At 42.3% G+C, this 11,949-nt stretch carries 14 protein-coding genes and 1 riboswitch; of the genes, 12 read left to right on the forward strand and 2 right to left on the reverse strand.

Translation table 11 applies throughout. The features are described from left to right. Positions 1-267: 267 nt before the first annotated feature. Positions 268-377, forward strand: a riboswitch (TPP riboswitch). A gap of 134 nt (positions 378-511) precedes the next feature. From ACQKFG_RS12370 to ACQKFG_RS12390, 5 genes are read left to right on the forward strand one after another with little or no spacing between them, the layout of a single operon-like run. After that, positions 512-1,516 carry an ABC transporter substrate-binding protein gene (locus tag ACQKFG_RS12370; RefSeq protein ID WP_342614283.1) on the forward strand — a complete coding sequence of 335 codons (1,005 nt, stop codon included), beginning with the start codon at positions 512-514 and terminating at the stop codon, positions 1,514-1,516. 11 nt (positions 1,517-1,527) lie between these two features. Then, the gene (locus ACQKFG_RS12375) at positions 1,528-1,812 is read left to right on the forward strand and encodes a thiamine-binding protein (RefSeq protein ID WP_034309193.1); all 285 of its coding nucleotides are present in this window, start codon (positions 1,528-1,530) and stop codon (positions 1,810-1,812) included. Then, positions 1,809-2,591 carry an ABC transporter permease gene (locus ACQKFG_RS12380; protein WP_427559280.1) on the forward strand — a complete coding sequence of 261 codons (783 nt, stop codon included), beginning with the start codon at positions 1,809-1,811 and terminating at the stop codon, positions 2,589-2,591. The genes ACQKFG_RS12375 and ACQKFG_RS12380 overlap by 4 nt, the downstream gene beginning before the upstream one ends. Continuing rightward, positions 2,575-3,318, forward strand: a complete 744-nt coding sequence (locus tag ACQKFG_RS12385; RefSeq protein WP_342614281.1) for an ABC transporter ATP-binding protein — start codon at positions 2,575-2,577, stop codon at positions 3,316-3,318. The genes ACQKFG_RS12380 and ACQKFG_RS12385 overlap by 17 nt, the downstream gene beginning before the upstream one ends. Positions 3,319-3,333: 15 nt before the next feature. Next, the gene (locus ACQKFG_RS12390) at positions 3,334-4,104 is read left to right on the forward strand and encodes a TatD family hydrolase (RefSeq protein ID WP_427559284.1); all 771 of its coding nucleotides are present in this window, start codon (positions 3,334-3,336) and stop codon (positions 4,102-4,104) included. Between the two features lie 35 nt (positions 4,105-4,139). Here ACQKFG_RS12390 and ACQKFG_RS12395 read toward each other — a convergent pair whose 3' ends face one another. Then, complete coding sequence (locus tag ACQKFG_RS12395) at positions 4,140-4,940, reverse strand: NAD kinase (protein WP_342615855.1); 801 nt, start codon at positions 4,938-4,940, stop codon at positions 4,140-4,142. Between the two features lie 205 nt (positions 4,941-5,145). Here ACQKFG_RS12395 and sppA point away from each other — a divergent pair, with 205 nt between their 5' ends. From sppA to tpx, 5 genes are all read left to right on the forward strand, one after another. Continuing rightward, entirely contained in the window at positions 5,146-6,147 is a 1,002-nt protein-coding gene (gene sppA / locus ACQKFG_RS12400; protein ID WP_427559287.1) for a signal peptide peptidase SppA, read from the forward strand. A gap of 12 nt (positions 6,148-6,159) precedes the next feature. Further along, positions 6,160-6,699 carry an RDD family protein gene (locus tag ACQKFG_RS12405; protein WP_427559290.1) on the forward strand — a complete coding sequence of 180 codons (540 nt, stop codon included), beginning with the start codon at positions 6,160-6,162 and terminating at the stop codon, positions 6,697-6,699. A 98-nt stretch (positions 6,700-6,797) separates the two neighbouring features. Further along, a complete protein-coding gene (locus tag ACQKFG_RS12410) occupies positions 6,798-7,490 on the forward strand; it encodes a DUF2953 domain-containing protein (protein WP_349727829.1) in 693 nt (230 codons plus the stop codon). Positions 7,491-7,505: 15 nt separating this feature from the next. Then, positions 7,506-7,982, forward strand: coding sequence for a GerW family sporulation protein (gene ytfJ, locus ACQKFG_RS12415; RefSeq protein ID WP_349727830.1), 477 nt, complete (start codon positions 7,506-7,508; stop codon positions 7,980-7,982). A 179-nt stretch (positions 7,983-8,161) separates the two neighbouring features. Beyond that, a complete protein-coding gene (tpx, locus tag ACQKFG_RS12420) occupies positions 8,162-8,662 on the forward strand; it encodes a thiol peroxidase (protein ID WP_034309176.1) in 501 nt (166 codons plus the stop codon). Between the two features lie 87 nt (positions 8,663-8,749). Here tpx and ACQKFG_RS12425 read toward each other — a convergent pair whose 3' ends face one another. Beyond that, positions 8,750-9,061 (reverse strand): hypothetical protein, encoded by a 312-nt coding sequence (locus ACQKFG_RS12425; protein ID WP_192206059.1) that lies wholly within the window; start codon positions 9,059-9,061, stop codon positions 8,750-8,752. A 442-nt stretch (positions 9,062-9,503) separates the two neighbouring features. Between ACQKFG_RS12425 and ACQKFG_RS12430 the strand changes: the two genes are divergently transcribed. Then, positions 9,504-10,490: a class I SAM-dependent methyltransferase gene (locus ACQKFG_RS12430; RefSeq protein WP_076364715.1), complete on the forward strand. Its 987-nt coding sequence runs from the start codon at positions 9,504-9,506 to the stop codon at positions 10,488-10,490. 177 nt (positions 10,491-10,667) lie between these two features. Beyond that, positions 10,668-11,873: an acetate kinase gene (locus ACQKFG_RS12435; RefSeq protein ID WP_427559296.1), complete on the forward strand. Its 1,206-nt coding sequence runs from the start codon at positions 10,668-10,670 to the stop codon at positions 11,871-11,873. Positions 11,874-11,949 lie beyond the last annotated feature (76 nt).

Consider the following 11,949-nt stretch of genomic DNA (forward strand, 5'->3'; position numbering starts at 1 on the left):
GAAATGAACGGTTTATAAAACCGGTAAACAAAAATGTTTACATATAATGCTCATTATATGAATGCAAGCTTTGAATTGACTATTTGGAACGTGACAGCTGAGAATGATTGGAATGAAAAGAGGCAGAATTTTTTTGCTTTCATTCCAAAAGATGTTTTGCTAGAAATCCTAGAGTGCAGGAATACCTCTCCGATTAGCGAGAAGAAGCAAATTAGTATTTCTTTTTCCCCATGAATTGATATAATGAGAGAGAAAAGTTCATATGTGCGAGAAATGTAGGGGGGCCAGTACTGCTGGCTGAGATTGCATCCTTTAGATGCTGACTCTTTGAACCTGATCTGGATGATGCCAGCGGAGGGAACATATTATTACTGACTTTCTGTTTTGTATGTTAACGTCCGAATCCATCTTCGGGCGTTTTTTGCTTTTTCATCCAGTATTTGAATAAACCCTGGAGCCCCATTATGGTTCCGGCATATGGATCTTATATGATGTGTAGGAGGATAATGACTTGAATAAATTCTTGCCACTGTTAACTTCGTTGTTCCTTTTGGCTGGATGCGGTGCAGGCGGAACTAATGAAAAAGAAGAAGCATCTAAAAATGAAGGAAATGAAAAATTAAAAAAAGTATCGGTCGTGCTCGATTGGACACCTAATACAAACCATACAGGATTGTATGTAGCCAAGGAAAAAGGTTATTTTAAAGAACAAGGTCTTGATGTGGAAATCATCATGCCAGGTGAAGCCGGAGCTGATAAGCTTGTCGCTTCAGGGAAATCTGAATTTGGCGTAAGTTACCAGGAGGGCATAACGCAGGCCCGCGTGCAGGGCGTGCCGATTGTTTCGGTAGCTGCCGTCATCCAGCATAATACCTCGGGATTCGCTTCACCTGAGGCAAAGAACATTAAAACTCCCAAGGATTTTGAAGGGAAAACGTATGGTGGCTGGGGGTCTCCGGTTGAAAAGGCCATCATTGATTCACTCATGAAAAAAGAAAATGCGGATGTAAATAAAGTGGATATAGTCAATACAGGAGACACGGATTTTTTCACTTCGGTTAAAAGGGATATAGATTTTGCCTGGATTTATTATGGATGGACAGGGATTGAGGCTGAATTGCGAAATGAAAAGCTTAATATGGTTTACTTAACCGAATACTCTGATAAGCTTGATTACTATACGCCTGTATTGACTACGAATGAAAAGATGATAAAAGAAGATCCGGAGACTGTTAAAGCATTCGTACATGCAGCTTCGAAAGGGTACCAGTTTGCGATCAAGAATCCTGATGATGCAGCGGACATGTTAATTAAATCTGCACCGGATCTTGATGCAAAACTAGTGAAGAAAAGCCAGGAGTGGCTGGCAGACAAGTATCAGGATGATGCTCCGCGATGGGGTGAGCAAAAGCTTGCAATTTGGAAGAATTACAGTGATTGGATGACTGAAAATAAGCTTCTTGAAGGTGATTTCGATCCTGAAAAGGCATTTACCAATGAATTTTTACCAAAATAGGAGGAAATACAATGGCCAACTCATTAATTAGCATACAGATCATTCCTAAAGGGGAAAATGTCATCCCCATGGTCGATGAAGCAATCAAGATCATTGAAGAATCAGGTGTCAAGTATGAGGTTCACCCGCTTGAAACGACAATGGAGGGTGAGCTTTCCGAACTTTTTGCCGTGATAGAAAAAATGAATGTAAGAATGATTGAAATAGGATCGCCGAATGTCATTTCCCAAGTGAAAATATTATATCAGCCAAGCGGGATAACGATGGATACGTTAACGGAGAAATATAGGGCATGAACGGAAGGGGAATTTGGAAGAAGGGGGCTCCCTTCTTTCTTTTATTATTGTTGCTGATAGTATGGGAGTCAGTGACAGTTTTATTGAAAGTCGAAGAATGGCTGTTTCCCGCTCCATCGGCCATTTTCATTGAAGGAATTGAGTCGTCCAGCAATCTATACGGACACCTTATATCCACAACCGAGCTTGCGTTGTCGGGTTTTTTTATTGGAAGCTGCATCGGCTTATTGATCGCGGCAATCTTACACCTATTTCCAGGTGTGAAGGATGCGGTTTATCCTCTGCTCATACTATCACAAAATATACCCATCATTGTTCTGGCGCCGCTCTTGGTGATCTGGTTTGGCTTTGGCATGCTGCCTAAGTTAATAGTGATATCGCTTGTATGTTTTTTTCCGGTTGCGGTTTCATCATTGGATGGTTTACGCCAGACACCGTACGAACTTAAGCATTATTTCAAGATGATGGGAGCGGGAAAAAGCCAGTTATTTTGGAAGCTGGAACTTCCTCACTCGATTCCGTTCATTTTCTCCGGCCTGAAAATTTCGGCCACCTATAGTGTAATGGGTGCGGTTATTTCGGAATGGCTTGGAGCAAAATCGGGGATTGGTGTTTATATGACTCTCGCTTCCTCTGCGTTCAGGACAGATCGGGTGTTTGTTGCCATTTTCATCATCATGGGAATGAGCCTGATCTTTTTTGGAATCATCACCATCCTGGAGAAATACTTAGTTTCTTGGAAGAGAAAGGAGGGGAAAAGGGATGAATCTGGAAATTAAAGATGTCTCCTATTCTTTCGATGGTAAACAGAATATATTGGAGAATATGAATTTCCATGTGGATGAAGGGGAATTTGTCACGATCCTTGGGCCATCAGGCAGCGGTAAAAGTACATTGTTCCACTTGATCGGCGGCATTTTGAAGCCGGATCAGGGAATCATTTCACTGGGTGGCAAAAAGATAAATGGCTTAAAGGGCCATATCAGCTATATGCCTCAGCAGCCTTCCCTTTTACCTTGGAGGACGGTAGTGGAAAATGTTTTGCTTGGAAGTGAACTTGCTGGGATCAGAGATAAAGAAAAGGCAAAAGCCCTATTGATGAAAGCCGGATTAGAAGAGTACGAGAAAGCATATCCGCATGAATTATCTGGAGGCATGAAGCAAAGGGCCGCATTCATCCGGAGTATCTTAAGTCCACAGGACTTGATGTGCCTGGACGAACCCTTTTCTGCCTTGGATGAACTGACAAGATTGCAAATGCAAAAATGGCTATTGTCGGTTTGGGAAGAAAATCGGAGGTCGGTGCTATTTGTTACACATAGCATAGATGAAGCAGTTTTCCTTTCAGATAGAATCTATGTGTTATCAGCAAAACCGGCTGCTGTCATCAAAGAAGTGGAAATTCCATTTCCAAGGCCAAGAAGTGAAGAACAGCTTCTTAGTGATGAGTTTTTTCATTTGAAGAGAGACTTATATGCAGCACTGAAGCCAACTATTTCTACTTAAGGGAGGCGATTAAACTTGAGGATCATCGACAGTCATATCCATTTGGACCGGTATGACGTTGTTAAGCGGAAGCAGATTCTGACTGACATGGAAAAGGTTCATATGGAATCCTTACTGTCTGTTTCCATGAATTTGGCTTCTTCGATTAATAATTATCAACTCTCACTGAAGGATTCACGAATAAAGCCTGCCTTTGGTTTTCATCCTGAGCAGCCCCTCCCAAGTGATGAAGAAGTGAACGAACTTTTGAACTGGATGCGGGAACATCATCAAGATATGGTTGCCATTGGTGAGGTTGGGCTGCCCTATTATTTAAGGCAGGAAAATCCCGATATTGATAAGTCAGCGTATATAGCGATACTGGAGAGGTTCCTGATCTTAGCTAAAGAGGTTGAAAAGCCGGTTATCCTCCATGCTGTACATGACGATGCACCCATCGTTTGCGACCTTTTGGATAAGCATCAAATCACAAAGGCACACTTTCATTGGTTTAAAGGCGATATCCGGACAGTCGAAAGAATGGCCGAAAAGGGCTATCGCATTTCGATTACTCCTGATGTTTGTTATGAGAGGGAAATACAGGAATTGGTTTCGGAATACCCACTTAAGCTGATGATGATTGAAACGGATGGACCATGGCCGTTTGAAGGGGTTTTCAATGGGAAATGGACCCATCCCGGCATGATGCATGACAGTGTGCGCCAGATTGCTTCGATTAAAGGATTGCCGATTGAGGATGTCTATGAAATCCTTTATCAAAATACGAAAGATTTTTATCATATTTAAAGGTACCGGTTACCATACCCGGTACCTTTTTTAGTTCATAGAAAGGTCCTTTTAACCTTTTCCCAAAAGGAATTGTCTTTTAATTTAACGGTCTTGATGACTTTACCGCTTAACCGGACCTTTACTTTTTCGACATGATTGATACTTAGTGCTTCATTGTCCATTCCGATGATCGGATAGCTTGGTCCGTTTTCTTCAAGGTGGACGGTCAACGTCTTATCACCGCTTAAAATAAATGAGGAACCTAGGGTCCGATAGGTATTATTATTGACGGAAGCAAGCTCGCTCACTTGAAAGCAAGGGAGGAGAGGATCGACAACGGATCCATTGACCGATTTATTATAGGCGGTGCTTCCAGTCGGAGTCGCAATGATGATTCCGTCCCCGCGAAAAGTTTCAAAATGGAGTTGATCGATGAAAATATCCATGATGAACGTTTTGGTGATGGAAGACCGGATACTGAGTTCATTAAGGGCATAAAAGGAGGGTTGATCGTCCAACTGGATAGCGATGGTTGGGTATTTACGGACCTCGATTTGCTCTTTTGTCATGGCATCGATCATTTTATCACTGTCTTCCAAGTGGAAATCGCAATACATATTCAAGTTACCTGTGGTGGAAATGCCCGCATATAAACAGTCATCCCTGAATCCGGTTTTCCGGGCTGCCTGCAGGAATGTGCCGTCATCACCGATGCTTACGATGATGTTTGCTTTCGTGAAATCCTGGATGACTTCATACGAATGTTGCTTCGCCAAGTCCGACAAGTATTCTACCTTGCTAATCATCTCTGCATTCGGTGCATGGAAAAAATAAATATTCCTTCGAGTGTTCATCATGTTCCCCCTAGTATGTATGGTGATGAAAGGGCTTTCTTTATCCTGTTTACGATAAATGCAATTTGTGCAAAATGGACCAATGCATTTCCAATTTGAGGATTATTTGCTACAATTTTATATGTCTTAGTTTATCATGGAATGAAACATTTTTGTCATTAGTTCGTATGGTAAGAAGGATACATATATTTAAGGGGGAAAACAGATGAATGGAAAGCGTTGGGCGGCACTTGGAATCGCAGCCGTTTTATTTTTTGTCTCTATTGCTGTTGGGGCGGCTACGACTCTATTTACAGCGGATACGGAAAATATCATTGATGAATTATTAGCTTCCGAAAGTGCATTTTACGAGGAAGTCATAGAAGGTGATGATTTCTCAAATGTTATTGCCGTATTTGATGTAGAGGGCACGATTCAAGATACAGGAGAAGCCTCATTACTTAGTTCAGCAACATATAATCACCGGGCCTTCATGGATAAGCTGAAGATGGCAGAGGAAAATGATGATATCAAAGGAATCATCCTTCGGGTGAATTCTCCAGGCGGCGGTGTCGTCGAAAGTGCAGAGATCTATGACAAGATCCTAGATATCAAGAAAGTGAAAAAACCTGTTTATGTTTCCATGGGATCAATGGCGGCTTCAGGCGGATATTATATTTCTGCACCAGCCGATAAGATTTATGCTAGCCCGGAAACGATGACGGGTTCACTAGGCGTCATCATGCATGGGTATAATTACGAGAAGCTGGCCAAGAAGTATGGTGTCGAGTTCGAAACCATCAAAAGCGGACCACACAAAGATATAATGAGTCCAACCAGGGAAATGACTGGGGAAGAACGAGAAATACTGCAGAACATGATTAATAATTCTTATGATCAATTTGTAAAAGTCATTGCAGACGGACGCGGAATGACAGAGAAGGAAGTAAGGGAAATTGCCGATGGACGCATTTATGATGGGCGTCAGGCTAAAGAAAACCATCTAATCGATGATTTCGGTCATTTGGATGATGTAATTGCCGCAATGAAAACGGATATCGGTAAAAAGGATGCTCAAGTTATCCGTTATACAGATGAGGCAGGTTTCGGTTCATTATTCAGTATGGGTGCGCAAAAAATGTTGGGAAATGATGTGGAAACGGCAGTCTTGACAAAAATCCTTTCCTCTTCAAATTCTCCACGCTTAATGTATTTGTATGCGGAATAGGGGGGCTGAAGGATGACGGAACGAAATGAAAACAATGAACAAATCGCTTCATCCAATCTAATGGCAGATCAAGAGGTTCCCGTTCAGCAGGAATTTACACCAGCCAGTAAGACTGTGGATGATGACGGAGTCAAGAAAGTGCATTTTGCTGGTTTTTGGATGAGGTTTTGGGCCTATTTAGCAGATTTATTGGTTATCGGAAGTTTGAACCGGATTTTGATTCATCCGATCTTCAAGTTTTATGAAGGGACAGATGATCTCTGGTTTTCCGCAGAGGGCTTCTTAACGGGGGTCGTATTCTTCCTATATTTTGTTTTAATGACCAAATTCTTGAACCAGACCCTTGGCAAGATGATTTTTGGACTGAAAGTCGTTGCATTGAAGGAAGAGAAAAAAACCATTTCATGGGGGACGATATTGTTCAGGGAGCTGATTGGCCGCTATATTTCAAAAGTCACATGGATTGGCTATCTCTTGGCAGGCCTTTTACCGAAAAAGCAGGCTTTGCATGATGTCTTTGCAGACACGGGCGTTGTGTTGACCAGAAGATGATTCTTCCATTCATAAATCTGTAAGAGCGGAATTTTCGCTTTTGCAGGTTTATTTTTTTTGCATATGCCGATAATGATAGGCTGAAGGGGTGTGGGTGCATGAAGTGGCTATTGTTGATTATAGGTATCCTCATATTGGTGCTGCTGATTGTTGTTTTCACTAAAGTAAGAGTGTACATCGACTACAAACGTATCCAAACTAATGATCAAATACATATTAAATTATCAGCTTGGCATGGGCTTTTTCACTATACATTCAAGGTTCCGGTCATCAAAATGGAAGATGACTCTGCAGCTATAGTAGTAAAGGAAGAGCAAGAAATGAACGGAAATACCAAAAAGGAAGAAAAGAAAAAAATCACAGCCGAAGATTTGCGTGACGGATTCGCAGACAGTCTGGAAATGCTTCAGCATATAATCGGTTTTCATGGGATCGTCCGTCAATTCACAGGGAAAGTCCAAGTCAAAAAATTCACCTGGCATAGTATGGTCGGTACTAAAAACGCTGCACACACCGGTGTTTTAACTGGAGCATGCTGGGCACTTAAAGGTTCGATCATCGGGGTGCTGACAACCTATTTCAATTTCCGGATCATGCCCTCCTATTCCATTACACCCGACTTTCAGAGATGGCAGGCAAACACGAAGATTTCCTGCATATTACAATTTAGAATCGGGCAGGCTATGGTGACTGGAATAAAACTGCTTCGTTATTGGAAAGGCGGAAAGCCGCATTTCAAATCCAGGAAATTAGCGAAGCTATCAGGTGATTCCAATAAACAATCGTTCTAGAGTGGAGGAATTTAAATGTCAGATCATCCGATCCAAGGTTTAATGAAAGAAGCTATGGAAAATCTGAAAGAAATGGTTGATGTGAATACTATCATCGGGGATCCGGTGGAGACTCCGGATGGAAGTGTCATTTTAACCGTATCCAAAGTGGGATTTGGTTTTGCAGCCGGTGGCAGCGAATTTATGATGGATGGGAACCATCAAGGACAGCAAGGTGGTTCCAAGCAACCTTTTGGCGGCGGTAGCGGCGGTGGGGTTTCCATAACACCAATTGCCTTTTTGATTGTCGGTTCCCATGGGGTGAAAATGATTCATCTGGATGAAGGGACGCATCTTCTCGAAAAAATGATGGATTTAGCTCCTCAAGTCGTCGATAAAATTCAGTCCATGCTATCCAAGAAAGACAGTAATCAAAATCAAGGCAGTAATCAAGGCGGCAGTCAACCAGCTGTAAAGAGGTACCAAGAACCTAAACAGGATATAGATTTCTAACTGTGACTCGGCACCCGCCGAGTTTTCTTTTTGCTGCAGTCTGCCAATACACCATAAAAGGCTTGGATGTCGGACATGTGCAAGCACGTCTCACATTTCCCAATTCAATTTATTGCAAAATTCCGGTAAAACAAATATGATTATGCTTGTACATATAGCATAAAAAGGAGGAATTATTAATGGCTTCAGTTACATTTAAAAACAACCCGATCACTTTAGTGGGACAAGAACTAAAAGTTGGGGACAAAGCACCTGATTTTACAGTATTGGCAAATGACTTATCACCTGTTACATTAAGCGACTCCAAAGGTTCTGTCCGCATTATCAGTGTGGTTCCATCCGTGGATACAGGAGTATGTGATGCACAGACACGTAAATTCAATGAAGAAGCGGCAAAATTGGATAATGTGAAAGTACTGACGATCAGTAACGATCTTCCTTTCGCCCAAAAACGCTGGTGTGCAGCAAGCGGCTTGGACAATGTTCAAGTTCTTTCCGATCACCGTGACCTTTCATTCGGTGAAGCGTATGGTGTCGTCATGCAGGAACTTCGTCTATTGGCCCGCTCTGTATTCGTAGTGAACAGCTCTGATGAAATCACATATGTTGAATATGTGAGTGAAGGTACGAATCATCCAAATTACGAAGGTGCAATCGAAGCGGCTAAAGCGGCAAAATAAGATGCAATCCTAAGAAACCGGGCGCTATGTGCCCGGTTTTTTGTTTTAGCTTTATTTAACGGATGTTATTTTATATGCTTGGTTTAGTTATGGCTCCAAACTCGGATTCAGTGGTAAAACAATTTTGCCAGACCACTCTTGACCATTAGGTGTACCCACTTTTATATCAATTTCATTAGGCCACGACGGCATTTGTCTTTGATGATGTCCTGGAAACCCCGCTTGTTGCCCTGCTCGGTATCCATCCCTATACCCTTGTCGATATCCTTGTCGATACCCTTGTCTAAACGCTTCTTGAAACCCTTGTTGTTGCCTGTTAATTTCATCTTCTGACTGTGTATCATGTTGCTGATTTATCGGATTAACCTGCCCATGATAGTATTGATATTGATTATCCATAATAATCACCACCTCATGTATGCTATTCTGTTTGGGCATTCATTGAGCTTTTCCAAAATAAAAAATACAGGGCAACACCCCTATTATTTCATTTTGTAGACAAAAGGACTTCGGAAAAACGTACCTTTGAAATGTTTTTCCAAAATCAACTGACCCGAAGCAATATTTTCAATTCCGTGTTTTCGGTTTATAACTAAATTTTATAACAAAGTTGATTGGAGGGGACTCAGGTGGGAGAAGCGAGTGCCAGGAGGGAAAATCTGCGTCCAAATTATCCATCCGGTATTTCATTTACTTTTTAATTACGCGTGGTTGAAATTTTTGAAAAAGGAGTGCGCGCAGTACGTTAAACAAACGAAGAATGATAAGCAGGACGTACGGCTTGTATCTCTTACTTCTTACCTTTAAAATAGGGACAGAAGCAAACAGGAGGAATTAATAAGTGAAGTCTACCCCAGTTGAACAATTATTTTATGAATTTGATGAAACAGCCCAAATACTGCAAAGCGAACTATCATGTACGTATCTGGATGCCCTGGGTGAAACGGGCGAGAATTTCTTCCAAGGGAAAGTCCTGCAGGAGGAAATCAGTGAAGTATCGAAGAAAAGGTTAGTGAAGCATTATGCAGATTTTTCACCGGAGAAATATGAGAAGGAAGCAATCCGTAAAGCTTATCAGCTTGCTATTTTAAAAGGCATGCAGCAGAGCGTTCAGCCGAATCATCATATGACTCCTGATGCAGTCGGCATGTTCGTCAGCTATTTAGTCGGTAAATTCACCAAGGATCAAAAAGAGATAGTCATGCTCGATCCTGCCATTGGAACGGGGAATTTACTATTTGCGATCTTGAATCAACTTACTGATAAAAACATCGCTTCATATGGTGTCGAGATTGATGAAACCTTGATCAGGCTTGCATATGCAGGTGCCAACCTGCAAGAACACCCGCTGGAATTTTTCAACCAGGACAGCTTGGAGCCGCTTTTCATCGATCCTTCAGATGTTGTGGTCAGTGATTTGCCGATAGGCTATTACCCGAATGATGTGCGTGCAGCTGAGTATGAATTGAAGGCCGATAAAGGACATTCGTATGCACATCATTTGTTTATTGAACAAGGTGTTAAACACGCGAAGGATGGCGGACACCTATTCTTCATTGTCCCGAATAACCTGTTCGTCTCGGAGGAAGCTCCGAAACTCAATGATTTCTTGAAGAAGCATACACATATCCAAGGGATGGTGCAACTGCCGCTTTCCATGTTTAAGAGTGAAGCGGCTGCGAAAAGCATCCTGATCCTCCAAAAGAAAAAAGAGGGTATCGAAGCACCGAAGAAGGCATTGCTCGTACAACTTCCGAAGTTGTCGGATTTCGAAGCGACAAGGTCTGTCATGCAACAGATGGACGATTGGTTTAAAGAAGAAAAATAGTCAATGAAAGCTGATGCCGCAGGCATTGGCTTTCTTTTTTTTTGAATGAGTGATTATTTGCAATTTTTCATTATTATTTGGTTGGATTCGCCTGCCATGATAAGATTGTACAATACACTGCACGTTTCGTTGCGATGAATATTGGAAGAACTAGCATAGAGTAAAGGGGCAGGATGGATGTCAAAAATCATGGCTATTAATGCGGGCAGCTCATCATTGAAGTTCCAGCTTTTTGAGATGCCTTGTGAAAATGTAATTACAAAAGGTCTTGTAGAAAGAATCGGCTTGAAAAATTCCGCATTTACCTTAAGCGTCCTAGGCGAAAAGGTTACTGAAACGATGGATATACCCAATCATGAAATAGCTGTAGGGCTTTTATTGAAAAAGCTGATTGACCATCGCATCATTGACTCCTTTGAAGAGATAGATGGTGTAGGGCATCGGGTGGTGCATGGCGGTGAGATATTCACGGAATCGGTCTTGATTACGGAGGACGTAATAGTGGAAATCGAAAAGCTTTCCGAGTTGGCGCCCCTTCATAATCCGGCTAATATCACCGGAATCAAAGCCTTCAGGCGAATACTGGACGATGTGCCAGCGGTTGCGGTATTCGACACTGCCTTCCATCAAACGATGGCGGCGGGTTCCTATTTGTACAGCTTACCTCTTGAATATTATGAAAAGTACGGAATAAGGAAGTATGGATTTCATGGCACTTCACATAAATATGTATCGCAGCGGGCTGCCGAAATGATTGGCCGCCCAATTGAACAGCTTCGGTTGATATCGTGCCATTTGGGGAATGGTGCAAGCATTACGGCCATAAAGGGCGGCAAATCAATTGATACATCAATGGGATTTACGCCATTGGCCGGTGTTACTATGGGAACGCGTTCAGGGAACATCGACCCTGCACTGATTCCTTATATCATGGAAAAGACGGGAAAGACAGCAGATGAAGTGCTGGATATCCTGAATAAGAAAAGCGGCATTCTGGCCCTTTCCGGATTTTCCAGCGACCTGCGCGATATTCAAGTTGAAGCCGACAAAGGCAATGAGCGGGCTGAACTCGCACTTAAAGTGTTCGCAGACCGGATTCACAAGTACATAGGCTCCTATTCAGCAAAAATGGGAGGCGTGGACGGCATCATTTTTACAGCGGGCATCGGTGAAAACAGTCAAACCATCAGGGGGCGGATCTTGGAGGGGCTTGAATTCATGGGGATATATTGGGATGAGGATCTCAATCGCACCTCAGGTAAGGAAGCGTTCATCAATGCGCCCTATTCCCCTGTGAAAGTCATGGTCATCCCAACTAATGAAGAAATCATGATTGTCAGGGATACCATGAAAATAGCTTTGAGCGAAACTTGGAAAGCATGACTTCCTGTTTTATGATGATCTCCTTATCTCTCTGGTAAGGGGGCTTTCCCATGAAATTTCATCCTCAAAACCCTCC

Origin of the sequence: Peribacillus sp. NPDC076916 (genome assembly GCF_050269675.1) — a bacterium.
Lineage (GTDB): Bacteria > Bacillota > Bacilli > Bacillales > DSM-1321 > Peribacillus > Peribacillus aracenensis.

Bases quoted from the DNA above. Each gene is read 5' to 3' on its own strand.
- ACQKFG_RS12375 (WP_034309193.1), top strand. From the start codon at position 1,528: ATGGCCAACTCATTAATTAGCATACAGATCATTCCTAAAGGGGAAAAT.
- ACQKFG_RS12395 (WP_342615855.1), bottom strand. From the start codon at position 4,940: ATGAACACTCGAAGGAATATTTATTTTTTCCATGCACCGAATGCAGAG.
- ACQKFG_RS12410 (WP_349727829.1), top strand. From the start codon at position 6,798: ATGAAGTGGCTATTGTTGATTATAGGTATCCTCATATTGGTGCTGCTG.
- tpx (WP_034309176.1), top strand. From the start codon at position 8,162: ATGGCTTCAGTTACATTTAAAAACAACCCGATCACTTTAGTGGGACAA.
- ytfJ (WP_349727830.1), top strand. From the start codon at position 7,506: ATGTCAGATCATCCGATCCAAGGTTTAATGAAAGAAGCTATGGAAAAT.
- ACQKFG_RS12435 (WP_427559296.1), top strand. From the start codon at position 10,668: ATGTCAAAAATCATGGCTATTAATGCGGGCAGCTCATCATTGAAGTTC.
- sppA (WP_427559287.1), top strand. From the start codon at position 5,146: ATGAATGGAAAGCGTTGGGCGGCACTTGGAATCGCAGCCGTTTTATTT.
- ACQKFG_RS12405 (WP_427559290.1), top strand. From the start codon at position 6,160: ATGACGGAACGAAATGAAAACAATGAACAAATCGCTTCATCCAATCTA.
- ACQKFG_RS12425 (WP_192206059.1), bottom strand. From the start codon at position 9,061: ATGGATAATCAATATCAATACTATCATGGGCAGGTTAATCCGATAAAT.
- ACQKFG_RS12385 (WP_342614281.1), top strand. From the start codon at position 2,575: ATGAATCTGGAAATTAAAGATGTCTCCTATTCTTTCGATGGTAAACAG.
- ACQKFG_RS12380 (WP_427559280.1), top strand. From the start codon at position 1,809: ATGAACGGAAGGGGAATTTGGAAGAAGGGGGCTCCCTTCTTTCTTTTA.